General features: G+C 69.7%; 25 protein-coding genes and 1 tRNA gene. 7 read left to right on the forward strand and 19 right to left on the reverse strand.

Going from position 1 to position 23309, the window contains the following annotated elements; genetic code table 11:
• Positions 1-5: 5 nt before the first annotated feature.
• From T336_RS0106295 to T336_RS0106305, 3 genes are read right to left on the reverse strand one after another with little or no spacing between them, the layout of a single operon-like run.
• A complete protein-coding gene (locus T336_RS0106295) occupies positions 6-998 on the reverse strand; it encodes a Bug family tripartite tricarboxylate transporter substrate binding protein (protein ID WP_026431896.1) in 993 nt (330 codons plus the stop codon).
• Positions 999-1050: 52 nt separating this feature from the next.
• A complete protein-coding gene (locus T336_RS0106300) occupies positions 1051-1443 on the reverse strand; it encodes an AtuA-related protein (protein ID WP_019700506.1) in 393 nt (130 codons plus the stop codon).
• 13 nt (positions 1444-1456) lie between these two features.
• Positions 1457-2809, reverse strand: coding sequence for an acyclic terpene utilization AtuA family protein (locus T336_RS0106305; protein WP_026431898.1), 1353 nt, complete (start codon positions 2807-2809; stop codon positions 1457-1459).
• A 127-nt stretch (positions 2810-2936) separates the two neighbouring features.
• On the opposite strand from T336_RS0106305, the gene T336_RS0106310 reads away from it, so the two are divergent.
• Both T336_RS0106310 and T336_RS0106315 read left to right on the forward strand, forming a co-directional pair.
• Positions 2937-3833: a LysR family transcriptional regulator gene (locus T336_RS0106310; RefSeq protein WP_026431899.1), complete on the forward strand. Its 897-nt coding sequence runs from the start codon at positions 2937-2939 to the stop codon at positions 3831-3833.
• Positions 3834-3891: 58 nt separating this feature from the next.
• A complete protein-coding gene (locus T336_RS0106315; RefSeq protein WP_035225382.1) occupies positions 3892-5469 on the forward strand; it encodes a sensor domain-containing diguanylate cyclase in 1578 nt (525 codons plus the stop codon).
• A gap of 33 nt (positions 5470-5502) precedes the next feature.
• Here T336_RS0106315 and T336_RS0106320 read toward each other — a convergent pair whose 3' ends face one another.
• The 4 genes from T336_RS0106320 to T336_RS0106335 form a co-directional block, all read right to left on the reverse strand.
• Positions 5503-6516, reverse strand: coding sequence for an expansin EXLX1 family cellulose-binding protein (locus T336_RS0106320; RefSeq protein WP_026431901.1), 1014 nt, complete (start codon positions 6514-6516; stop codon positions 5503-5505).
• 125 nt (positions 6517-6641) lie between these two features.
• Positions 6642-6776 (reverse strand): hypothetical protein, encoded by a 135-nt coding sequence (locus T336_RS27485; protein ID WP_019700501.1) that lies wholly within the window; start codon positions 6774-6776, stop codon positions 6642-6644.
• Between the two features lie 119 nt (positions 6777-6895).
• Entirely contained in the window at positions 6896-7813 is a 918-nt protein-coding gene (locus T336_RS24815; RefSeq protein WP_244883883.1) for a phytanoyl-CoA dioxygenase family protein, read from the reverse strand.
• Positions 7814-8037: 224 nt separating this feature from the next.
• A complete protein-coding gene (locus T336_RS0106335) occupies positions 8038-8331 on the reverse strand; it encodes a DUF2789 domain-containing protein (protein ID WP_011796455.1) in 294 nt (97 codons plus the stop codon).
• 161 nt (positions 8332-8492) lie between these two features.
• Here T336_RS0106335 and T336_RS0106340 point away from each other — a divergent pair, with 161 nt between their 5' ends.
• The 4 genes from T336_RS0106340 to T336_RS0106355 all read left to right on the forward strand — a co-directional run bounded on the left by T336_RS0106340 (position 8493) and on the right by T336_RS0106355 (position 12074).
• Positions 8493-9359 carry a DNA/RNA non-specific endonuclease gene (locus tag T336_RS0106340; protein WP_026431902.1) on the forward strand — a complete coding sequence of 289 codons (867 nt, stop codon included), beginning with the start codon at positions 8493-8495 and terminating at the stop codon, positions 9357-9359.
• A gap of 83 nt (positions 9360-9442) precedes the next feature.
• Positions 9443-9751, forward strand: a complete 309-nt coding sequence (locus T336_RS0106345; protein WP_026431903.1) for a hypothetical protein — start codon at positions 9443-9445, stop codon at positions 9749-9751.
• Between the two features lie 68 nt (positions 9752-9819).
• Entirely contained in the window at positions 9820-10758 is a 939-nt protein-coding gene (gene lhpI / locus T336_RS0106350; RefSeq protein ID WP_051647069.1) for a bifunctional Delta(1)-pyrroline-2-carboxylate/Delta(1)-piperideine-2-carboxylate reductase, read from the forward strand.
• Between the two features lie 176 nt (positions 10759-10934).
• The gene (locus tag T336_RS0106355; protein ID WP_026431905.1) at positions 10935-12074 is read left to right on the forward strand and encodes a branched-chain amino acid ABC transporter substrate-binding protein; all 1140 of its coding nucleotides are present in this window, start codon (positions 10935-10937) and stop codon (positions 12072-12074) included.
• A gap of 90 nt (positions 12075-12164) precedes the next feature.
• On the opposite strand, the gene T336_RS0106360 is transcribed toward T336_RS0106355, so the two are convergent.
• From T336_RS0106360 to tolB, 6 genes are all read right to left on the reverse strand, one after another.
• Positions 12165-12599: a DUF1810 domain-containing protein gene (locus T336_RS0106360; RefSeq protein WP_026431906.1), complete on the reverse strand. Its 435-nt coding sequence runs from the start codon at positions 12597-12599 to the stop codon at positions 12165-12167.
• Between the two features lie 162 nt (positions 12600-12761).
• A tRNA-Lys gene (locus T336_RS0106365) sits at positions 12762-12837 on the reverse strand.
• Between the two features lie 45 nt (positions 12838-12882).
• Positions 12883-13662, reverse strand: a complete 780-nt coding sequence (locus T336_RS0106370; protein ID WP_244883884.1) for a tRNA threonylcarbamoyladenosine dehydratase — start codon at positions 13660-13662, stop codon at positions 12883-12885.
• A gap of 116 nt (positions 13663-13778) precedes the next feature.
• A complete protein-coding gene (ybgF, locus tag T336_RS0106375; protein ID WP_019700490.1) occupies positions 13779-14585 on the reverse strand; it encodes a tol-pal system protein YbgF in 807 nt (268 codons plus the stop codon).
• Positions 14585-15130 (reverse strand): peptidoglycan-associated lipoprotein Pal, encoded by a 546-nt coding sequence (gene pal, locus T336_RS0106380; RefSeq protein ID WP_019700489.1) that lies wholly within the window; start codon positions 15128-15130, stop codon positions 14585-14587. Before pal ends, ybgF begins: the two co-directional genes overlap by 1 nt.
• Positions 15131-15195: 65 nt before the next feature.
• Complete coding sequence (tolB, locus tag T336_RS0106385; RefSeq protein WP_026431909.1) at positions 15196-16512, reverse strand: Tol-Pal system beta propeller repeat protein TolB; 1317 nt, start codon at positions 16510-16512, stop codon at positions 15196-15198.
• 136 nt (positions 16513-16648) lie between these two features.
• Here tolB and msbA point away from each other — a divergent pair, with 136 nt between their 5' ends.
• Positions 16649-18451, forward strand: coding sequence for a lipid A export permease/ATP-binding protein MsbA (gene msbA, locus T336_RS0106390; protein ID WP_026431910.1), 1803 nt, complete (start codon positions 16649-16651; stop codon positions 18449-18451).
• 33 nt (positions 18452-18484) lie between these two features.
• On the opposite strand, the gene T336_RS0106395 is transcribed toward msbA, so the two are convergent.
• The 6 genes from T336_RS0106395 to mltG all read right to left on the reverse strand — a co-directional run bounded on the left by T336_RS0106395 (position 18485) and on the right by mltG (position 23270).
• Complete coding sequence (locus tag T336_RS0106395) at positions 18485-19180, reverse strand: ankyrin repeat domain-containing protein (protein WP_026431911.1); 696 nt, start codon at positions 19178-19180, stop codon at positions 18485-18487.
• Complete coding sequence (locus tag T336_RS0106400) at positions 19177-19986, reverse strand: TatD family hydrolase (RefSeq protein ID WP_013594258.1); 810 nt, start codon at positions 19984-19986, stop codon at positions 19177-19179. Before T336_RS0106400 ends, T336_RS0106395 begins: the two co-directional genes overlap by 4 nt.
• Positions 19987-20152: 166 nt before the next feature.
• Positions 20153-20512 (reverse strand): PilZ domain-containing protein, encoded by a 360-nt coding sequence (locus T336_RS0106405; protein ID WP_013594257.1) that lies wholly within the window; start codon positions 20510-20512, stop codon positions 20153-20155.
• 19 nt (positions 20513-20531) lie between these two features.
• A complete protein-coding gene (locus T336_RS0106410; RefSeq protein ID WP_026431912.1) occupies positions 20532-21533 on the reverse strand; it encodes a DNA polymerase III delta subunit-related protein in 1002 nt (333 codons plus the stop codon).
• A complete protein-coding gene (gene tmk / locus T336_RS0106415; RefSeq protein ID WP_026431913.1) occupies positions 21530-22195 on the reverse strand; it encodes a dTMP kinase in 666 nt (221 codons plus the stop codon). Before tmk ends, T336_RS0106410 begins: the two co-directional genes overlap by 4 nt.
• Before the next feature lie 40 nt (positions 22196-22235).
• The gene (gene mltG / locus T336_RS0106420) at positions 22236-23270 is read right to left on the reverse strand and encodes an endolytic transglycosylase MltG (protein ID WP_026431914.1); all 1035 of its coding nucleotides are present in this window, start codon (positions 23268-23270) and stop codon (positions 22236-22238) included.
• Between the last annotated feature and the right edge of the window lie 39 nt (positions 23271-23309).

Here is a 23309-nt window from a genome sequence, read left to right on the forward strand (position 1 = left end):
GGAGCCTATTCCGGATCGATCCCGGCGGCCTTGATCACCTTGCCCCACTTCTGCGTCTCGGCCGCCTGGAAGCGGGCCAGCTCGGCCGACGTGGTGGTCCAGGGCTCGGAGCCCGCGGTGTCGTAGAACGACTTGGCCGCGGCGCTCTGCGTCGCAGCGGTCAGCAGCTCGTTCAACCGCGACACCACGGGGGCCGGCGTACCGGCGGGCACGTAGGCCGCGAACCAGTAGCCCATGTCGTAGCCCTTGACGCCCGCCTCCTCCAGGGTCGGCACGTCCGGCAGCTGCGCGCTGCGCTTCTGCGTGGAATAGCCCAATGCGCGCAGCTTGCCCGACTTGATCTGCGGCACGCCGGTGGAGGTGTCGGTGATCATCATGTCGATCTGCCCGCCCAGCAGGTCGGTGATGGCGAGCGGATTGCTCTTGTAGGGCACGTGCAGGATGTCCACGCCGGCCAGCTGCTTGAGCATCTCACCGGCCATGCGGCTGGAAGAGCTGCCGCTGCCGAAGCTCAGCTTGCCCGGGTTCTTCTTCGCGGCGGCCAGCAGGTCGGCCACGCTGCGGTAGGGTGCCCCGGCATTCACCACCAGCACCTGCCCGCCCTTGCCCAGGCCGGTGACGGGCACGAAATCCTTCACCGGGTCATAGGGCAGCTTGCGGTACAGGTGCTCGTTGGCCGCATGGGTGGTGTTCGTCGTGATGAGCACCGTGTAGCCGTCCGGCGGCGCCTTGGCCACCGCCTGCGCGGCGATCATGCCGCTCGCGCCGGCCTTGTTGTCCACGACCACGGGCTGCTTCGTGTCGGTGGTGATTGCCTGCCCCAGGGCGCGCGCGAGCTGGTCGGTGGCGCTGCCGGCGGCGAAGGGCACCACGAAAGTGAGCGGCTTGGACGGATAGGCGGCCGGCTGGGCCGTGACGGATGCGGCCGTGCCGAACAGGGTAAAGGCGGCTGCCAGGGCCACGCGGCGGCGCGACGGGCGGAAGGCGGAATGGTTCATGGTGGCGTTGTCTCCTTGTGGATTTATGTGGGAACGTGCATGCGCTCCGCCGTCAGGGCGGGCCGGCCAGGTGCGGCGCGAGCGCGGCGGGCACCTGCAGGGGCAGGTCCAGCAGCAGGTAGGCGAGCGCCTTGCCGTGGCTGTCGAGGTTCAGGGAATCGTTCACGCCGCCGTCGAGCACGTCGTCGATCACGAAGTTCATCGCGTGCAGCTGCGGCAACAGGTAGCGGCGCACGCGGCTCGGCCGGCGCTGGTCGAAGCGGCGCGCGACGGCGCCCTCGGTCACCTGCTCCACCAGCACGTCCCAGAGCGCCGGATGCCAGGCGATCACGCTGATGTTCGAGCGGTTGCCCTTGTCGCCCGTGCGCCCGTGCGCGAGCCGGTAGAGCGGCACGGCGATGTGCTCGCCGGAGGCCGCCGCGGCGGCCGAATGCGGAATATCCATCGCGTCCGTCCTTTCAGTCCAGGAAGTGGTGCCCCGTCGGCACCGACTCGCGCGGCACCAGGCACGACACCATGCCCAGGCGCGGCCGCATGGCGGTGCGCACGCCGCCGCCGCCCGCCGGGCCGCAGCAGTACAGGGCCGTGACTTCCCGCACCAGCCGCCGGGCCGCCGCATGGTCGCGGTGCTGCAGCGCTGCGCGCAGGCGCACGTCGCGGGCGTCGCCCTGGAGCGACTGGTCCATCCAGCGGCTGGCGTCGTCGCCGAACACGCTGGTCACGCCGATCAGGTCCAGGCGCAGCGGCGCGACGCCGGCCAGGCGCTCGCGCAGTGTCTCGCCCGCCAGCCGCGCCCGCGCCTCGGCCCGGGGGCCTGCGTAGGAGATCTCGCCTTCGGCGAACCAGCCGGCCTCGAAGCACACATTCACCTTCAGGGCCGCCGGCCGGGGATGCCCGCGCACGCCCTCGAGCCGCACGCGGCCCGGCGCGATCTCTTGCACCGTGGCGGCGGTGATGTCCGCCACCACATCGGGTGTGAGATAGGCCGCCGGATCGTGCAGTTCGTACAGCAGTTGCTCCTTCACCGTACGCTCGTCGATGCGCCCGCCCGTGCCCTCCGGCTTGGACAGCGTGCAGTGGCCGTCGGCATCGATCTCGGCGATGGGATAGCCCAATTGCGCCATGCCGGGCACGTCCTTGTAGCCCGGATCGGCGAAATACCCGCCGGTGACCTGAGCGCCGCATTCCAGCAGATGCCCGGCCATGGTGGCGCGGGCCAGGCGGTCCCAGTCGTCGAGCCTCCAGCCGAAATGCGCCAAGGCGGGCCCGACGACGAGCGAAGGATCCGCCACCCGCCCGCACACCACGATATCGGCACCCTCGCGCAGCGCCCCGGCAATCGGCTCCGCGCCGATGTAGGCATTGGCGCTCACCACCGGCTCGGCGGGCAGAGCCGCGCCCAGGGCGCCGGACAGCAGCGGCTGGTGGCCGCGGCCGCTCAGGTCGTCGCCCTGCACCACGGCCACGCGCGGGCGCCTCAGGCCGAGTTCCGCAGCGAGTTGATGGATGCGGTGCGCAGCGCCCTCCGGGTTCGCGGCGCCGAAATTGCTCACGATGCGGATGCCGTGCTCCAGGCAGAGCGCGAGCACCGGGCGCAGCAGTTCGTCGAGCAGCGGTTCGAAGCCGGCCTCCGGGTCCGTCCGGCGGGCCAGTTGCGCAAGGGCCAGCGTGCGCTCCGCGAGCGTCTCGAAGATGAGCACGGCCGGGCCGCCGCTGCCGATCAGTGCCCGCACCACGGGCAGCGCGGCATCGGTGCGGTCGCCCGAAAAGCCGGCCGCGCAGCCGATGCGCAATATGTCTCCATTCGCCATGCGTTGTGGTCTCCTGGGCCCAATGTAGGCGCCGCGGCTTGTTTCGTGAAATAGATTGTTAAGATGGATTCATCCGTTTTTCCGATCAATTCACCGGCCGCATCCGCCACGCCGCCCTGCCCGACCCATGCATCTTTCCAGCCGCCACATCGATGCATTCCTGGCCCTGGCGCAGGAACGCAGCTTCACGCGCGCGGCGGGCCTGTGCCATCTCTCGCAACCGGCGTTCAGCGCCCTCGTGCGCTCGCTGGAGGAAGGCCTCGGGCTGCGCCTGTTCGACCGCAGCACGCGCCATGTGGAGCTGACGCCGGAAGGCCTGCAGTTCCTGGAGTCCGCGCGGCGCCTGCGCGCGGAGATCGACAGCGCGATCGGCATGGCACGCGATGCGGCGCAGTTGCGGCGCGGCCGGGTGTCCCTGGCGCTGCTGCCCTCGCTGGCCGCGGGCTGGCTGCCCGGGATCCTGGCCGGCTTCCGGGCCGACCACCCCCGGATCGAACTCGACATCGCCGACGTGCTGTCCGAGCCCTGCATCGAGCGCGTGGCGTCGGGCCGCGCGGACTTCGCGCTGGCAGCCATCCGCGCCGATACGCCGTCCCTGCAGGCCGAGCCGTTCTGCAGCGACGGCTTCCATCTCGTGTGCCGCGCCGACCACCCCCTCGCGAAACGCCGTCCCCGCGGCGGCCTGCAGGTGCAGGATCTCGCACCCTGGCCGTTCGTGCACCTCGCGCGCACCAGCAGCGTGCGCCAGTACCTGGAGGCCGCCATCCATCCCCACGCCATGAACACGCTGATGGAGGTGGAACAGCTCGCCACCGTCATGGGCATGGTGCGCGCAGGCATCGGCATCAGCGTGGTGCCCACGCTCACGCTCTTCCATTTCTCGCAGCCCGGCCTCGTGACGCGGCCGCTGTCGCTGCCGGCACTGACGCGCCAGATCTTCCTCGTGCGGCGCCGCGACCGGGAACTGTCCGTCGCCGCCCGGGAGCTCTATCGCAGGGTGATGGAATGTCGCCCGGCAATGTGAGAATGGCCAGCCACAGCCCGTCTTTCGCCCACAGCCAGCACCCAGCACCTCGCCGTCCATGTCCAACGCCCCCCCGGAACCGCCGTTGCCTTCCGACCCACCGCAGGGATCCGGCCCGGACCGCTCCCTGGCCCTCACCGTCGGCTTCGTCGTCCTGGTGGCCTTGCTGCTCATCGGCTCGAACGTGTGGCTGGCCTGGCGTGCCCGGCAGGCTGAATGGCAGCAGGCGCAGGTCTTCGCCCGGAACCTGTCCCGGGCCGTGGCGCAGCAAATGGACGGCCTCGCCACGGAGGTAGGCCGCGCGCTGGTCTCCATCCAGTACGAACTGGAGCGGGACGAGCTGTCTCCCGAGCAACTGGACGCGCTGCAGCCCGTGCTGGTCAACCAGGTGTCCCTGGCGGAGCACCTGCACGGGCTGTTCGTTTTCGGAAAAAATGGCGAATGGCTCGTGCACAGTCTGCCGATACCTCCTCCGGCCGCCAACAATGCGGACCGCGAGTACTTCGTCCACCACCGCGACAATCCCAGCACCCTGACCTACGTCGGCAAGCCCCTGAAGAGCCGGACGACGGGTGAATGGGTCATCCCGCTGTCCCGCCGCATCAACAATGCCCAGGGCGGGTTCGCGGGCGTAGTGCTCGCCACCCTCCGCGTCCGGTACGTGCAGCAGGTGCTGCAGGGCTTCGACGTGGGACACAAGGGAGCCATCGCGCTGCTGCGCACGGACGGCACGGTGCTGACCCGCGAGCCCTTCCGTGTGGAAGACCTCGGGCGCATGCTGCCGGGTCAGCAACTGCAGCAACTCCTCAGTTCCCGATCGGGTATTTCCGTCATGCCGTCGCCCATCGACGGCGTGGTGCGTCTCGTCAGTTTCGAGCACGCGCGCAATGTCCCGCTCGCCGTGGCCGTGGCACTGTCCGAGGATGAAATCTTCACGGAGTGGCGCAGGGCCACGGCCGTGCAGTTCGCAGGCATCCTGCTCCTGCTCGCCGTGATCGGCCCTGCGGGGGCCTACCTGATCCGCACCGTGAAATTGCGGCGGGATGCCGACCTCCGGCTGCGCACGACCCACGAGGCGCTGGTCGAGGCGCACGCGCGCATGGAGCACATGGCAGAGCACGACGGACTCACCGGGGTGCACAACCGGCGAGCCTACGACCGGCGCATCCGCGAAGTGATGGCGCAGTGCCGGCGCTACCAGCGGCCCGTCTCGGTGGTGATGTTCGACGTCGATTTCTTCAAGCGCTACAACGACGCCCTGGGGCACCCGGAGGGGGACGAATGCCTGCGCCGTGTGGCGCACGCGCTGGCGGGATCGATCCGCCGGCCCGGGGACTTCATCGCCCGCTATGGCGGCGAGGAGTTCGCCATCGTCCTGCCGGAAACCGATGCGCCGGGCGCTCTGCAGGTGGCCCAGGCCGCCCGCGCCGCGGTCATCGCCCTGCGCCTGCCGCACCCCGGCAGCCCCTTCGGCCACGTCACCGTGAGCGGGGGCGTCGCCTGCTGCCCGGGGCTTGCTCCCGAAACGCCGGAAGAACTGCTGGGCCGCGCCGACACGGCCCTCTACGAAGCCAAGCAGCAGGGCCGCGACAGGATCGTTGCGGCGGGCCACCACCCGTCCGGCGCCGGTGGTTGACACCACCGGAAACAGGCCGCTGCCGGGCAACGCTCAGCGATTGGCGCAGAAGCCGAACTGCAGGCTGGCGCCGGGCTGCAGGGTGCGGTTCCAGGCCGCGCCCTGGGCCAGGAGCTCGTTGCCTGCCTGCGTCACCTGGGAGTCCCAGGCGTTGTAGACCGTCCCCGCCACGGGGATGCGCACGGCCCAGTCCACCGGACCGGCATTGGGATTGGTGACCATCACGTTCAGGCAATAGCCCTGGCCCCAGTCGCTGTTGACACTGGTGGCATAGGTGACCGGGCCGGTGGCAGGCGCCGGTGGCGTGGAATCCGGTACGGACCAAGCCGAGCCGGGTGCGGGCAGAACCGCAGGGAACTGCACGCCCAGCGGAAGCTCGGGACCCACGCTCAGCGGCACGCCGGACACTTCCAGCACCTGGCCGAACACATCGGTGACCTTCAGGTCGAACGGCCCCGGCCCCATGCCGCCGGGCGCGAGGAAGTAGTTGTACATCTGCCGCTCCAGCGGCACATAGGTGCCGCCCGAACCGGTCGTGCGATAGGCGAGCGAAGCGACCGCATTGCGCTGGTTGCGCACCTGCAGCGCACTCCACGAAGCACTGGAGCCTTCCTTGAAAACGACGCTCGCCTGCGCATCGGGGCCCGACACGTAGCGCCAGCGCAGCGAGACGATGCCCGCTTCCAGCGGGGCGATCTGCGCGAAGGCCGGTATGGCCAGGTCCAGCCCGCGCGGCGGGCAGTCGGGACAGCGGTTGTCCACGCGCACCACCACCTTCTTCGACGTCGCGGGATTCAGCACCTCGAGGTAGGCGCCGCATGCCTGCGAACCCTGGTAGTCGGCATCGTTGATGGCCACGGTCAACACCTGCTCGGGAAACGGCAGGCTGCAATTGCCACCGCCGCTGTAGCCATAGTTCGTGCCGCGCCCGGTATAGGTTTCTCCCGGAGTGACTTGCGCAGCGACCGGCAACGCGACCACCAGCGCGAGCCAGCTCAAGGCCCGCGCGCAGCGCCGGCCGAATACGGAATACAGAGATTTCGACATGGGTCCCTCACAACATGGTGCGGCGCCTGGCGACCATCGCCGGCGTCCGCCGTCGGCCCGGAGGACGAAGCGGTCATGCGCTCCGCCCTGCCCGGACTCCCATGCCGGTTGTACCCGGGCGGCGATTACCAGGGGATCATGAATACGAAGAGAATCACCGCCAAGGCGATGCCGGCCACCCACAGGGTGCGGGCACTGGCGAACCGGTTGCGGCTCGAGGACGTGGGGACGGCGCCAGCCGAGTTGCGGGGTGCATTCATGGGGTCTTCTCCATTGACGGGTTTTGAGAATCCCAAGGTAACCTGCCGTGCCCCGCGCCCCGCGTCGGACAAGGCCATGCGCGCGGGTCGCGCAATGCCCCGATGCACCGCAACGCCGCTCAGATCCACTCGTCCTGTGCGGGCGCGTCGGCGGGAAAGAAGTTGAGGTACTGCACCAGCCGCGGCCGATCGGCCGTGTTCGGCCGGCTGCCGTGCGGCAGGGCGTGGTGCCAGATGATGAGATCGCGGGCACGCCCGGCGACGGGCACCGCGCCCAACGCCTGGAGGTCCTGCGTACGCGCGGAGGCCGGCCCCCCGGGCAGCCCGTCCAGCCATTCCCCGAGCCGGTGGTGGAAGCCGGGCACGAGCGTGAACGCCCCCTGTTCCGCCCGGGTATCCGCGAGGTACAGGATGCCCTGCGTCCCGAAGGGCACGGGCATCCGCAGGCTGACGTCCCAGTGCAGGTGCGGGCCGCGGAAGCGGCAGGCAGGCGTTTCCGGCGCATTGAACCCCACGCGGTCGGTGGTGCACCACAGGTCCGCCGTGCCCCACAGCTGGGCGAATGCCTTGTGGATGCGCAGGTTGCACCGGTTGCGCTCCAGGGCCTCGTGCTGGAAGAGCTGGACCATGATGCCGTGGTCGTTGAAGGGATACCAGGTGGCGGGCTCCTCCGGGCGCGCACCGAGGAACGCCCAGATGGCATCGGCAGCGGCCGCGGCATCGTCCGGTGGCACAGCGTCGTGCAGCACCACATAGCCGTGCGCATCCCAGAAAGCCAGGTCCTCCTCGGACAACACCGGCTCCATGCGGTCCACCGCGGCGATCAACCGCTGCGCGTCGGGCGGCAGGGGCAATCCTGCCAGTGCAGCCTCGAGCCGCGCCAGCCGGTCCGCGGGCGGATGACCTGCGGTTTCCTGCAGCCACCGTGCGAATGCAGGGAAGTCCACTGCACCGGGCCGGCCGAACCAGGCATGGAACGGTTCGATCCCGATACCCAGGGCATGCAGCACCCAATGGTCCTCGCGCCACTGCCGCATCGGCACCTCCTGTGCATGCCCCCGGCGCGCCCGCGCCATGCGCGACCACGCGCCTTCCAGCGCGGCTATGCCTGCCCAGCCACCGGGCTGCGCAGCTTCCTGACCATCCCCACCATCCCTCATCATCGACCCTCCGCGCCTCTCGCCCGCAAGATTGCCTGCACATTCTCTCCGGATGCGCAGCGCACGGAAGGGGGGTGCCGGGTCCTCCGGCGGTGCGGCGATCAGCGCGTGGGCACGGCCTCGGCGCTGCCCGGCACTTCCGCTTCGGTGCGCCGCTCGACCGCATCGGCGTGCAGCGCTTCATTGAACTGGTCGACCACCATGGCCCAGGGTGCATCGGCCTTGAGCTGCTCCGCCAGGAACTGGCGCTGCGCATCGTTCCAGAACGGCGCATCGGCCACCTGCACTCCGGCGCCGAGCTGGTGGGTGTGGATGAAGCGGGTGATGGCGTCCGGGCTCTCCTCCAGGCCCAGTTGCAGGAACAGGTTGGTCATCGTGGGTTCGGTGGTGATCATGGCAAGGCTCCTGGTGTGCGATCGATGCACCGACCTTAGGGCGTGCCTGCAAACCTGCACGTCAGACAACGCAGCATTGGCCGGTCAGGACGGACACGGCCGGCAGCATCTGTTGCGTGCGCAAGCCCCGGCACGGCACCTGCGCGGGTTCTAATCCAGGGATGGCCCAGCAGAAGCAATCGCGCAGAAAGAAATCCTCCCGGTCCCCGTCCATCACCCTCCTGCGCCGGTCCTCCGGCCGCATGCGCCGGCTGCTGGTCTCCCTGTTCACCTCCGCGATCGTGGGCCTGCAGGTCACGAGCTGCGGCATCCACCCCACGCAGGGCCCCTGGTCCGGCAGCGCCGTACAGCCTACGCGCGCCGGCCAGTTCTCGGAGTGCCGGCAGCACTTCGCGGGCGGCGTGCCGCCCCTCACCCCCGACGCCCCCCGGCTGCGCGAGCTGTGCTTCGACGCCTTCGCGGTGCTGCACAGCGGCAACACGCGCACCCCCGTGTATGTGGCCGAGCGGCTCAACCGCCAGATACTGCAGCAGGCCCGGCAACAGCACCGCACCGACCACTTCTATGCGGACGCCCGGCTGCCGCGCGGCGAGCGCGCCGAACTCGAGGACTACCGCGGCTCGGGCTATGCCCGAGGCCATATGGCGCCCGCGGGCGACATGGGCACGCCCGAAGCCATGGCGCAGTCCTTCAGCCTCGCCAACATGGTGCCGCAGGACCCGAAGCAAAACAGCGGCCCCTGGGCCCGCATCGAGGAGGACACGCGCCGCTATGCGATGCGCGCGCGCGGCGACGTGTATGTCATCACCGGCCCCGTTTTCGAGCCCGGCGCCAGAACCATCGGCGCCGGACAGGTGGCCGTGCCATCGCACCTGTTCAAGCTGGTGTACGACGCCGAGACCGGGCGCTCGTGGGCGCACTGGCAGCAGAACGCGCCCGATGCCACCGCAGGCCAGCCGATCACCCTGCAGGAGGTGGAGCGCCGCACCGGCATGCGGCTGCTGCCCTCGCCAGCGCCCGCGCACTGACGCGCCTTCGGAAACGCCCCCTTCACACCTGCATGGCAATAGCTGTATATTCATACAGTCATTGCTACTTCAGGAGAAAAGGCATGTCCGAAACCGCCACCCTCGCCTACACCGTCGCCCTGTGCGATTTCCCCGAACTGCCGCAGCGCGAGCGCACCGCCGCCGAGGCCCGCTATGCCCGGGTGCTGGAGCGCCAGCTCGGCGGCCCGGAAGGCGTGGCCGGATCGCTCGCCGCCGTACAGTGCCTGCAGGACGGCGATGAAGCCCCCGAAGGCACGGACCCGATGGCCACCATCAACCGCTGGGCCCGCGCGGCAGCGGCGGCGCGTACTGCCGGCATGCAGGGCCTGGGGGAGTCGGAAGGAGCGTATTTCGAGGTGCGGCTGGCCTGACTGTCCTCGGGCTCCCGGCCTGCGGGAGGACAATGCGGGACTCCTTCTCAGCCCACCGGAGCCACGGCATGACCTCCGCCCTTCCCGCGCAGGCCGCGGCCTTGCACGCCTGCGACCAGGCAGCCACGGCCCGTGCCCTGCCATTCGCAGCGCTGGTGCCGGCCATCGAGGCCGCCGCCATCGAATTCCACCGCGGCGAGATCGCCAGCCCGGAACGCCTGGCGCTGCCGCTGGGCCAGGGCGGCGTGATGCTCAGCATGCCGGCGGTGGCGCACGACCTGGGCATCCACAAGCTGGTCACCGTGCAGCCGGGCAACGCCGCCCGGCAATTGCCGACACTGCACGGCATCGTCACGGTGTGCGATGCGCCGTCCGGCCGGCCGCTGTGCCAGCTCCATGGCCCGGAACTCACGGGCCGCCGCACGGCGGCCGTCTCGATGGTGGCGCTGGGCCGGCTGCTGGGGCATGCGCCACGGCAGGTGCTGCTCATCGGCACGGGCGTGCAGGCCCGGCACCACCTCCAGGCCATACGGGAGTTGCACCCCGCCTGCAAGGTGCTCGTTTGCGGCCGGACCGCCGTGGCGGCGCAGGCTTTCTGCGCACAGGCCGCAGCGCCCTCCGCCGTCCAGCCCTGCACCGGGGCCATTCCGGAGTCGGTCGATGCGGTCATCGCACTCACCACCGCCACGGCCCCCGTCTACGACGAGCCGGCCCGTGCCGGGCGCGTGGTCATCGGGGTCGGCGCCTTCCGGCCCGGCATGGCCGAGATCGGTGCCACCACCCTGCAGGGCAGCGACCTGTACGCCGACGACCCCGCGGGCGCCCGGCACGAGGCCGGCGACCTGATCCGCGCGCAGGTGGACTGGAGCAGCGTCCATCCGCTCGCGTCGCTGATCTGGGCCGGGCCCGACCGCAGCCGCCCGGCGGTCTTCAAGAGCGTGGGCACGGCCGCCTGGGACCTCGCGGCCGCGAGGGTCGCCATCCGGTCGCTCGGCATCGCCATGTGATCGGAACCACCCCGATTTGGGCGGGCACTGCGCGCCAATGCACCGAAAGCGTGCGCACAATCGGGGGTTTTTTACCGGTCCGCCCAGCCACGAGCCAGGCGGGCCCTTCCCGCCTGCCGGGGCACCAGGCCCATCCGATCGTCGTGCCCCATCCCTGCATCACAAGGAACATGCCAATGAGCAAGACCCAAACGATATTCCGCCTGACCGCGATGGCCCTGGGACTGGCCTGCGCGGCCGCCCATGCCCAGGCACAGGAACGTGTCCGCATCGGCTTCATGAGCCCCGTCACGGGCCCGCAGGCGGCCAACGGAGGAGACAACCGCGACGGCGCCCTGCTCGCCATCAAGGAACTGAACGCCAAGGGCGTCAAGGTGGCCGGCAAGCCCGTGGTGTTCGAACTGGACATCAACGACGACGTGGCCGATCCCAAGCAGGGCGTGCAGGTCGCCCAGACGCTGGCCGACAAGAAGATCCGCTTCGTGCTCGGCCCCTACAACTCGGGCGTCACGGTGCCCGCCGCACGGGTGCTGAACGACTCGGACATCCTCACGCTCACCGTGGCCTCCAACCCGAAGATCACCGAACTCGGTTACGGCACGCTGTTCCGCATCGGCGCCAGCGACAACCAGCTGGGCACCAAGATGGCTACCTACGCGGCGCAGGACCTGAAGCTCAAGACGGTGGCCGTGATCGACGACCGCACCGCCTACGGCCAGGGCGTCGCCCGCGAATTCACGGCGCAGGCCAAGCGCCTGGGCCTGCAGGTCGTGGCCACCGAATTCACCACCGACAAGGCCACGGACTTCAGCGCCATCCTGACCAACATCCGCGGCGCCAAGGCCGAGGCCGTGTTCTACGGCGGCTACTCGCCCCAGGGCGGCCCCCTGCTCAAGCAGATGCGCGCCCTCGGCATCACCGGTCCCCTGCTCGGCGGCGACGGCATCTGCTCCACCGAAACCGCCAACCTGGCCCAGCTCACCGGTGACCTGAACGTCTATTGCACCCAGGGTGGTTCGATGCTGGACAAGAGCGACAAGGGCCAGAAATTCGCCGAGCGCTACCGCGCCGAATACAAGCGCGACCCGCTCACCTACGCCGCGGCCTTCTACGACGGCATGCACCTGCTGGCCAACGCCATGGAATCCGCCCAGTCCACCACCGACACGAAGAAGATCGCCCAGGCGATCGCCAACGGCAAATATGCCGGCGTGACGGGCGAGTTCTCGTATGACGCGAAACACGACCTGAAGTCGTCGGCGGTGACGGTGTACACCTTCAAGGGCAAGGACGTGGTGCCGCTGAAGAGCCTGTGAGCAGGACGGGCCCCGGTTCCGCCGGGGCCCGGGCCTGGAGCAAGCCTTATGGCGGTAAAGCCGCTGCGGCGCCAGGCGCCAGGTCAGGCGTCAGGCCATCGATCCCAGCAGTTCGAGCGTGAGCGCATCCTTCACGCCATCGAAGTACCGGGCCAGCACGGCATCGAAACAGCTGCCCGGCCCTGCGACCTCGGCGAACAGCGTCATGCTGGAGCGGAGCTTGATGTCGTCGGGGGAACCGAAGATCCCATGGGCGGACAGGCCGTCATCCAGGCCGAGCAGGACGCGGCAGGCTTCGCGCAGGCGCTCGCCGAGCACGGGATGGTCCAGGTAGGCCACGGCCTCCGCGCGGGACTGGATGGCGTAGCGTTGCGCCATGTCGCTGCGGCCCAGGCCGTGGACCTGGGGGAAGATGAACCACATCCAGTGGGAGCGCTTTTTCCCGGCGTTCAGTTCAGACAGTACCCGGTCCCAGACAGGTTCCTGGGCATCGATGAAGCGGTCAAGGAGGACGGACGTGGGCATCGGCCCATTCTAGAAGCGCACCCCAAAAAAGCGGCCCGTGGAACGCGATGCCAGGCAAGCCTTGCTTTGGACAAGAGCCATTCGGACACGGCCTGTCAGACCGCCAGCCTTCGGAAAATAAAAAACCCTGCTACGTTTTGCATAGCAGGGCTTCCTGATTTTTGGTAGGACGTACAAGATTCGAACTTGTGACCAACGGATTAAAAGTCCGCTGCTCTACCAACTGAGCTAACGTCCCAACATTGCTGCCACGGCCCGGAAGCCGCAACAGCAAAGACTCAAATTATAGCGCCACTTTGGGGCCCGAACCAGATTCGGCGAGCCGGTCGAGCACCCAGCCGGCGGCACACTGGCCGAACGTGGCGGTGACCGACACCACCGAGCCATAGCCGTGGCAATTCAGGGTGCCGTCGGCACCGGCATCCACCGCGCACGAGGCATGTGGAGGGGCCACGGCTTCGCGGCTGAACACGCAGGTGATGCCGATGCGGCGCCCCTCGCGCGCGGCACCGTGCTGCTTGCGCAGGCGGTAGCGCAATTGCGCCAGCAAGGGGTCGTGCGTGGTCTGGGACAGATCGTCGATGTCCACCTTGTGGGCCAGGCGCTTGCCGCCCGCCGCGCCCACGCTGATGAAGCGGTGGTGGCCGTGGCGCAGCCTCAGGGCCCAGGCGGCCATGGCGGTCTTGGCGTGGACCTGGTCGCACGCGTCGATCACCGCATCCACGCCCTCGGGCAGGATGGCGGGCCAGTTGCCGGGCTCGACGAATTCCTCGATACAGCGGACCTCGCAGCCCGGGTGGATGAGCGCGATGCGGTCGCGCATGGCTTCCACCTTGGCCTGCCCCACGGTGGTGGACAGGGCGTGGATCTGGCGGTTCACGTTGGATTCCGCCACGTTGTCGAGGTCGATGAGCGTGAGCCGCCCCACCCCGCTGCGGGCCAGGGCCTCGACGGCCCAGGAGCCGACGCCGCCCACGCCGATCACGGCCACGTGTGCCGCGCGGATGCGAGCGGCCCCCTCCACGCCATAGAGGCGCTCCAGGCCACCGAAGCGGCGGCCCATGTCGGCATCGAGGGGAAAGGTATTGTGCTCCCCCGGGCCGGGACCCGAGGGAGGGGGGGCAGAGGGCTGCACCGTTTCCGGCACCTCCCCCTGCGCATGCTGCTGCACCGGCGTGCTCACTTGAGCCGCGCGAGGCGTTCCTTGGCCGCGGCAGCGGCTTCGGACTGCGGATAGGCACGCAGCAGGTCTTCCAGCGTCTTGCGCGCGGCGCGCGTGTCCTTCAGCTCGATCTGGCAGTTGGCGATCGACAGGGCGGCTTCCGGTGCGCGCGCATGGTCGGGCGACGCGGCCAGCAGGGCCTTGAAGTTGTTGATCGCTTCCTTGTAGTCGCGCGTGGCGTACTGGGCGTTGCCCAGCCAGAACCGGGCCGAGGGCATGTAGCCGCTGCGGGGGTACTGGCGCAGGAAGTTGCCGAAGGCGGACACGGCATCGGGGAACTTGCCCGAGCGGAACACGGCCAGCGCGGCTTCGAAGTCGCGCTTTTCCGCAGGATCGGCCTGGAATTCCTGGCCGTCCATGGTCACCTTGGCCGGCTCGAACTGCTTGAGGCGTTCGTCCACGCCCTGGGCGATGTCCTTCTGCCGGCGCTGCAGGTCGGCCACGTCGCGCTGCAGCTGCTCGTTCTGGCCACGCAGGCTGGCCTGCTCGGAACGCAGGGTCTCGATCTGCGATTGCAGATCGATCAGGCTGCGGCGCATCTGGGAGGTTTCGTCCGAGCTGCGGCGCTGGTCGCCGCCCAGTTGCTGCTGGAGCGCATCGACGCGCTGGCGCAATTCGAGGATGGCGCGGCGGGCCTCGTCGTCCTCGAAGAGCGCGGCATGGCTGGCCGTGGCACCGAAGCCGGCGGCCAGCGACAGCGCAGCGAGCGCCGCCGCCTTGCGGACGCGCTCACGCGTCCGCTGCTGCACGGTGGAGATGGCCATCAACGGTAGGACAGTTCAACGCGGCGGTTCTGCGAGAAGGCGTCTTCCGTGTTGCCTTGCACCGCGGGCTTTTCCTTGCCGAAGCTCACGGCTTCCATCTGGGCATCGGGCACGCCCAGCAGGCCCAGTGCGCGGCGCACGGCCTCGGCACGCTTCTGGCCGAGGGCCAGGTTGTATTCGCGGCCGCCACGGTCGTCGGTGTGGCCTTCGATCATGACCTTGCGGCCCTGGCTGGCCTTGATGAATCGGGCGTGCTGCTCGATGAGCGACTGGTATTCGGGCTTGACGACGTAGCTGTCGAAGTCGAAGTAAACGATGCGGGCCACGCCGACCGGGCCGGCTGCGTCGCGCGCCGACTGGTTCAGGTCCACGGGAGCGACGCCGCTCTGGGAATTCCCGTTGGAATTGGCACCGTTGGGCGCCGTGGAGGTCGCGCCCTTGTTCTCGACGGGCACGTCCTCCAGCTTCACGCCGGAGCTGCAACCGGCCATCAGGGCGGCGACGGTGAGGGCCAGGGAAATGCGTTTGAAGGGAAGATTGATCATTGGGATGGTTCTCCTAGTCCGGATAAGGCGTTACTGTCGAGTCTGAAAAACGAAAAAGATTCAAATTATTGTTTCTGGAACGGACCCCAGTCCGGCTCCCGGATATCGCCGCTCTGGCCCGCCAGGCGGGCCTTGATCTTGCCATCCAGCGTGGTGGTCATAAGTGCTTCACGGCCCTGCTGCTGGGTCGCGTAGACGATGAGTTTGCCATTGGGCGCGAAGCTCGGGCTCTCATCGGCCGTGGTGTCGGTGATGGCGGTCACGCTGCCGGATGTCAGATCCATGACGTGCAGTTTGAAAGCCCCTCCCACGCGGGAGATGTAGGCCAACCACTTGCCGTCGGGGCTGATGCTTGGAGAAATGTTGTAGGCGCCCGTGAAGGTGACGCGCTCGGCGCTTCCGCCCGTGGCGGGCACGCGGTAGATCTGCGGGGCACCACCGCGGTCGCTCACGAAGTAGATGCTGCGGCCGTCGCTGGAATAGGTGGGCTCGGTGTCGATGCCCGAACTCTGCATGAGCCGGCGCGGCTCGCCGCCGTTGGCGTCGATGGTGTAGAGCTGCGAGCTGCCGTCGCGGCTCAGGGTGACGGCGAGCGTGCGGCCGTCCGGCGACCAAGCGGGCGCGCTGTTGGAGCCGCGGAAGTTGGCGATCAGGCGGCGCCGCCCGGTCGAGACGTCGTGCACGTACACCACGGGCTTGCGCGACTCGAACGACACGTAGGCGAGCTGCGTGCCGGAGGGCGACCATGCCGGCGAGATGATGGGCTCGGGGCTGGAGAGCGCCGACTGGGCGTTCTCGCCGTCGGCGTCCGCCACCCACAGGCTGTAGCGGCTGCCGGCCTTGGTGACGTAGGCGATGCGGGTCGAGAAGATGCCGCGCTGGCCGGTGAGCTTCTCGTACACGTAGTCGGCGATGCGGTGGGCGACGAGGCGCAGGTCGCCCTGCGTGACCACGAAGCTCTGGCCGCCCTTGTCTTCGCCGCGCACCGTCTCCCAGAGGCGGAAGCGCACGTCGTAGCGGCCATCGGGCAGGCGCGTGATGCTGCCGGTGGTGAGCGAGTCGGCGCCCTTCTGCTTCCAGAGGGCGACGTCGGGGCGGGAGTTCTCGTCCAGCTGCTGGCCGGAGGCGTCCACGGCGCGGAACTGGCCGCTGCGCTCCAGGTCGGCCTGCACGATGGCGGAGATCTTCTGCGGCGCGCTCTCCTCGCCGCGGAACGGCGCGATGGCGGTCGGCAGCTGGGTCAGGCCCACGCCGGTGATCTCGACGCGGAACTGCGCGAAGGCGGGAAAGGAGGCTGCGGAGGCGAGGGCCACGATGGCGTGGCGGCGCGTGGCGTGCGGCAGGGCCGCGGCGAGGGGATGGGATGGGCGGTCTGAAGTCATTGACAGCGTTGGGATACCGGGCCATTCGCCGGAGGGAAACCGGAAAGGTCAGGGGCCGAATGTTACACACAGGGCGGACAGTCCTGTGACAAACTGTGCAAGTTGCCGGCGCGGTCCTACGTAGAATCCGCCCTTCATGCAAGCCTCCGCCCCCCAGGGAGCCCCCGCGACGGACACCGCCGCGGCTCCCGCATCCGCCCCCCCTTCCCTGTTCGCGCGCCTGCGGCGCATGTCCTCGTACTTCGGGGGGCAGCGCCTCGCCTGGTCGCTGGCGGTGCTGGCCACCGTAGTGGCCGCGGTGACCGAGCCGCTGATCCCCGCGCTGCTCAAGCCCTTGCTCGACCAGGGCTTCACGGAAGGCTCGCTCAAGCTCTGGCTGGTGCCGGTGGCCGTCATGGGGGTGTTCTTCGTGCGCGGCCTGGCGCAGTTCGGCGGGCAGTACGCCCTGGCCCGCATCGCCAACGAAGGCATGCTCAAGCTGCGCGAGACGCTGTTCGAGCGCCTGCTGTCGGCGGAGATGGCGCTGTTTTCCCGCCAGTCGGCGAGCACCCTGTCGAACACGGTGGTGTACGAAGTGCAGAACGGCGCCACGCAGTTGGTGCAGGCGCTGCTGGGCATTTCGCGCGACGGCTTCACATTGGTGGCGCTGCTCGTGTACCTGCTCTACCTGAACTGGCAGCTCACGCTCATCGTCGCTTTCCTGGTGCCCGGCGTGGCCTGGATCATGAAGACGCTGTCGCGCCGCCTCTACCAGATCACCAAGAGCAGCCAGGAGGCGACGGACCAGCTCGCCTACGTGGTGGAGGAAAACGTGCTGGCCCACCGCATGGTGCGGCTGCACAGCGCGCAGCCCGGGCAGGCGCGCCGCTTCGGGGTGCTCAGCCATAGACTGCGGCGCCTGGCGATCAAGGCCACGATCGCCTCGGCCGCGATGACCCCGCTGACGCAATTGCTGGCCGCGGCGGCGCTGTCGGCCGTGATCTGCGTGGCGCTCTGGCAGAGCCACATCGGGCAGACGCGGGAAGTGACCGTGGGCGGCTTCGCGGCCTTCATGGCGGCGATGCTGATGCTGATCGCGCCCATCCGGCGCCTGGCGGACGTGGCCAACCCGCTGACACGCGGCGTCGCCGCGCTGGAGCGCGGCCTGGTGCTGCTGGAAAGCGCACCGGCCGAGTCGGGAGGCCAGCATGCGCCGAAGGAGCGGGCACAGGGCGCGCTGGAGCTCGAGGGCGTGACGGTGGCCTTCGGGGCCGAACTGGCGCCGGCGCTGGACCGGCTGCACCTGTCGGTGCGTCCCGGCGAGGTCGTTGCGCTGGTGGGTCCCTCGGGCGCCGGCAAGACCACACTGGTGAACCTGCTGCCGCGCTTCCTGCAGCCGACCGAAGGCCGCGTGCTGCTCGACGGCCGGCCCCTGGAGGAATGGAACCTGTCCGCGCTGCGCTCGCAGTTCGCCATGGTGAGCCAGGACGTGGTGATGTTCAACGACACCGTGGCGGCCAACGTAGCGCTGGGCGCGGACGTGGACGAAGGGCGCGTGCAGGCCTGCCTGGAGGCAGCCAACCTGTCGGCGCACGTGGCATCGATGCCCCAGGGCATGCACACCCTGGTGGGCCACAACGCCGTACAGCTGTCCGGTGGCCAGCGCCAGCGCCTGGCGATCGCGCGGGCGCTCTACAAGGATGCGCCGATCCTGATCCTGGACGAGGCCACGTCGGCCCTGGATACCGAATCCGAGCGGCTGGTGCAGGACGCCCTGCAGCGCCTCATGCGCGGGCGCACCACGCTGGTGATCGCGCACCGGCTCTCCACCATCGAGCACGCCGACCGGGTGGTGGTGATGGAGCGCGGCCGCATCGTGGAACAGGGCACGGACGCCGAACTGCAGGCGCGCGGCGGCCTCTATGCGCGCCTGAAGGGCTCCGCCCTCGCGGGCGGCTGAGGGCCGCTGCTACCTTGCTACCTTGCTACCTGTTCACCACTTGCCGCGATTGGGCTGGCGGCGCTGCAGGGCCTGCGCGACGAGGTCCACCATGTCCTGCCGCGCCGCCCGCCGGGCGAAGTCCGCGGCGGTGAGGCCGAGCTGGTTCTTGATGGTGGGGTCCGCGCCCTGCTCCACCAGGAAGCGCGCCACGTCGGCCCGGCCATAGCTGACGGCCATCATGAGCGGCGTGGTGCCGTTGGGCGATTCGGCATCGATGTACGCGCTCTGGTCGATGAGCAGCCGGGTGATTTCCAGTTGCTGGTCTGTGGTGCCGGAGGCGGCATAGTGCAGCGGGGTCCAGCCGGTCTTGTTGACGTCGCCATCCTTGGCGATGAGCGCGCGGACCGCGGCGACCTGCCCGCGCAGGCTGGCGATCATGAGCGGGCTCTCGTCCTTGGAGTTGCGCGTTTCCACCTTGATGCCGGGCGCGGCCATGAGCGCGTCGAACGCTTTCATCGAGCCCTGCTGCAGGGCGAGCGTGAGGCCGACGTCGCCCTTCGGGTTGCGCGTGTTGGGGTCGAATCCGCGCCGCACGAGCGCAGTGATGTCGTCGCCCTGGTCGCGCACGATGGCGGTGAAGAAGTCGTCATAGGCGCCGGCGTGCGCGCAGGCGGCGCACAGGCCCGCGCCGGCCAGCGCCGCGGCGGAGACGAACAGGCGCCGCGACAGGTGGCGAAACTGCGTCATGGAGCATCCTTTCGGAAAAAGAGCGTGTCGAAATTCCGGCTCGTGGCCTCGCCCACGGCCTCGGCCTCCAGCCCCCTGAGCGCCGCGATCTGCTGCGCCACGAAGGGCACGTAGGACGGGTTGTTGGTCTTGCCCCGGTAGGGCACGGGCGCGAGGTAGGGGCTGTCGGTCTCGATGAGCATGCGGTCGAGCGGCACGAAGGCCGCCACGTCGCGCAGCGGCTGGGCATTCTTGAAGGTGAGGATGCCCGAGAACGAGATGTAGTAGCCGAGATCCAGCGCCGCGCGTGCCACCTCGGCCGTCTCGGTGAAGCAGTGGAAGACGCCTCCCGCGCGGTTGCCGGCGCCGTCCTCGCCCTCCTCCCGCAGGATGGCGAGGGTGTCGTCGGACGCGCTGCGGGTGTGGATGACCAGCGGCTTGCCGCAGGCCCGCGCGGCGCGGATGTGGGTGCGGAAGCGCTCGCGCTGCCATTCCAGGTCGGCGATGCTGCGGCCGCCCTTGCGGTCTTCCATGCCGTAGTAGTCCAGCCCGGTCTCGCCGATGGCGATGACCCGCGGCAGCGCGGCGCGGTCCAGCAGGTCCTGCACCGACGGTTCGGTGACGCCCTCGTTGTCGGGGTGCACCCCCACCGTGCTCCAGAAGTTGTCGTGGGCGAGAGCGAGCGCATGCACGTCGCCGAATTCCTCCATGGTGGTGCAGATGCACAGCGCGCGGGTGACGCGTGCCTCGTCCATGGCCTGGCGGATGGCGGGCAGTTGCGCGGACAGTTCGGGAAAGCTCAGGTGGCAGTGCGAATCGGTGAACATGGCAGCAGGGATGTTAGGCGGCGCGGAGCGCCACGGCCGTAGGAGAACGACGGCACGGCCGGGTTCCGGCCGGGACAGGAGGTCAGGTCGGCCGCCGGGCCACCGAGACGGCGCGAGGCGCACCGGCCCGCTTCGCGCCAGGGCGGCGCGGACGCGGCAAACCGGCTCAGATGGTCTGCGTGGGCCGCTCGGAGGCCAGGGCCGTGCCCAGGATCTCTTCGATGCGGGCCTTGAGCACGCGGGACTTGTCGTCCTTGGGGAACTGGATGCCGATGCCCTGCGTGCGGTTGCCGGCGGCGCGCGCCGGCGTGACCCAGGCCACGCGGCCGGCCACGGGATAGCGCTGGGTGTCCTCCGGCAGCGTGAGCAGCACATAGACGTCGTCGCCCAGGCGGTACTCGCGCTGGGTGGGCACGAAGATGCCGCCTTCGGAGAAGAACGGGATGTACGCCGCGTAGAGTGCCGCCTTTTCCTTGATGGCCAGCTGCATGACGCTGGGACGGGGGGCGCTGGGAGGGGTACTCATGTGGGGGCGGGCCGGTCGTTCAATGGCGGGAGTTTAGGGCGTTTCGCGCCTGGGCAACAAGCGACTCCAGCATCAATCCCGGGTTGAAGGGATGGTCCGCGGTGCGGGCCTCCTTGGCGAGCGCACGGGCCCAGCGGGTGAGCGGACCGACGGCGGGCGGCGAAGGCAGGTCGGCCTCGGCGAAGTAGCGTGGTGTGGCGCCCACGCGCCGGGCGAGCAGGTCGTGGCAGAGCTTCTGCAGGGCATCGACAGCATCGGCGGGCGACAGGTCCGACAGCGCCGTCGCATCGCCGCGGGCCACGGCGCGCGGGATCTGCGACCAGGCCTGGGGGCTGCGCCCGCCCTGGGCGAAGGCCAGGGCGTCCTCGGGCCGGCCGCCGGCCGCCCGCAGCAGGGACGCCGCGGCATCGGCAGCGACGCCCTGCCCTGCAAGCCAGGCCAGCGATTCATCCTCGCCGGGCCACTGCATGGTGTGGCCCAGGCAGCGGCTGCGGATGGTGGGCAGCAGCTGGTGCGCGGCCTCGCTCGCCAGCACGAAGCGCACGTCGCCCGCGGGCTCCTCCAGCGTCTTGAGCAGGGCGTTGGCAGTGACGGTGTTCATCTGCTCGGCCGGATAGACGAGCACGGCCTTGCCCCGTCCGCGCGCGGAGGTGCGCTGCGCGAACTGCACCGCATCGCGCATCGCCTCGACCCGGATCTCGCGGCTGGCCTTGCGCTTCTTGTCGTCGATCTCGGCCTGCGCCTTCTCCGGCAGCGGCCATCCGCGCCCGATCATTTCGGTTTCAGGCATGAGCACGCAGAGGTCGGCATGGGTGCGCACCTCGATGGCATGGCAGCTGCCGCAGTGCCCGCATGCGCCGTCTTCGGTCGGCGCTTCGCACAGCCAGGCACGTACCAGCTCGAGCGCGAGCGTGTACTGCCCCAGCCCGGAAGGACCGCTGAGCAGCCACGCATGGCCGCGCTGGGCCAGCAGCCTGCGGCGCTGGGCAGCGATCCAGGGGGACACGGCGGCCGAACTCATGCCCCCTCCTGCGCCGCATCCAGCACGCCACGCCGGTGGAGGATGTCCATGAGCCGGGCACGCACCGCTTCGCGCGGCTGGTCGGCGTCGAGCCGCGCGAAGCGCCCGGGGTCGGCCGCCGCCCGGTCGGCATAGCCCTGCGCCACGCGGCGGAAGAACTCCACGGGCTGCGCCTCGAAGCGGTCCGGCGCCCGCGCGCCTTCGAGCCGCGCGGCGGCCACATCGGGAGCCAGGTCGAACCAGAGCGTCAGGTGGGGGTGGAGGATGGCATCGGAGCCCTCCTGCAGGCCCGACTGGGTGATGCGCTCGAGCTGGGCGAGCACGGCCCTGTCGAAGCCCCGCCCCGCCCCCTGGTAGGCGAAGGTGGCGTCGGTGAAGCGGTCGCACAGCACGACTTCGCCGCGCACCAGCGCGGGCGCGATCACCGAGCGCAGGTGGTCGCGGCGGCCCGCGAAGACGACCAGCGACTCGGTGAGCGCGTCCATGGCCTCGTTCAGCAGCAGCGAGCGCAGGGTCTCGGCCAGGGGCGTGCCGCCGGGCTCGCGGGTCACGGTGACCGTGCGGCCTTCGCGGCGCAGTGCCTCGGCCACGGCCTCGATGTGGGAGGACTTGCCCGCCCCGTCGATGCCCTCGAATGTGATGAACCAACCCCGTCGCTGCATGGAAGAAAGACCTTTGTGGTGCGTGCGCTGCCGGTGCGGCTTACTGCCCCTGCGGCGCCGGCTGGCCGCGCTGGTAGCGGTTCACCGCGCGGTTGTGTTCATCGAGCGTGGGGCTGAAGTGGCTGGTGCCATCGCCCCGCGCCACGAAATAGAGGGCCTGCGTGCGCTCGGGCTGCACGGCGGCGATGAGCGAGGCCTTGCCCGGCATCGAAATGGGCGTGGGCGGCAGGCCGGCGCGGGTGTAGGTGTTCCAGGGCGTATCGGCCAGCAGGTCGCGGCGGCGCAGGTTGCCGTCGAACTTCTCGCCCATGCCGTAGATGACCGTGGGATCGGTCTGCAGCAGCATGCCCGCCCGCAGGCGGTTGACGAAGACGCCGGCGATCTGGCCACGGTCGGAGGCTCGGCCGGTTTCCTTCTCGACGATGCTCGCCAGGATGAGGGCCTCGTCGGCGCTCTTGAGCGGCAGGTCGGCGGAGCGCTGCGCCCATGCGGCCTCCAGCCGGCGATCCATGGCGCGCAGGGCCCGCCTCATCACCGCGAGATCGCTCGTACCCTTGGCAAACGTGTAGGTATCGGGGAAGAAACGCCCCTCGGGCGGCACCCCGGTGCGGCCCAGGCGCTCCATGATGGCGGCGTCGGCCAGGCCCTGGGTGTCGTGGCGCAGCGCCTCGTCGCGGTCCAGCGCGGCGCGGAACTGGCGGAAGGTCCAGCCCTCCACGAGCGTGACGGCGCGCAGAGCCTCCTCGCCGCGCACGAGTTTCTGCAGCAGGCCGAAGGGGGTGGTGCCCGGCGGGATTTCATAGTTGCCGGCCTTGATCAGCCGGTCCTTGCCCGACAGGCGGAACCAGGCATAGAGCAGGCGCGGATCGGTATCCACGCCGGCCTCCACGGCGGCCACGGCGACACCGCGCGGGGTGGTGCCGGGCTCGATCTCGAGTTCCAGCACGCCGGGGGTGCCCCCGGCCGTGGCGGCGCCCGCGGCCGCTCGCTGCGGCAGCGGATGGTGGAGCCACCAGAAACCCAGGCCGGCTGCCGCGAAGGCCACCAACACGATGAAAAGGAAGAAACGGCGCACGAACCGGAATGGAGAGAGGGGAAAGAGCCGGGCATGATA

Origin of the sequence: Paracidovorax oryzae ATCC 19882 (genome assembly GCF_000687165.1) — a bacterium.
Lineage (GTDB): Bacteria > Pseudomonadota > Gammaproteobacteria > Burkholderiales > Burkholderiaceae_C > Paracidovorax > Paracidovorax oryzae.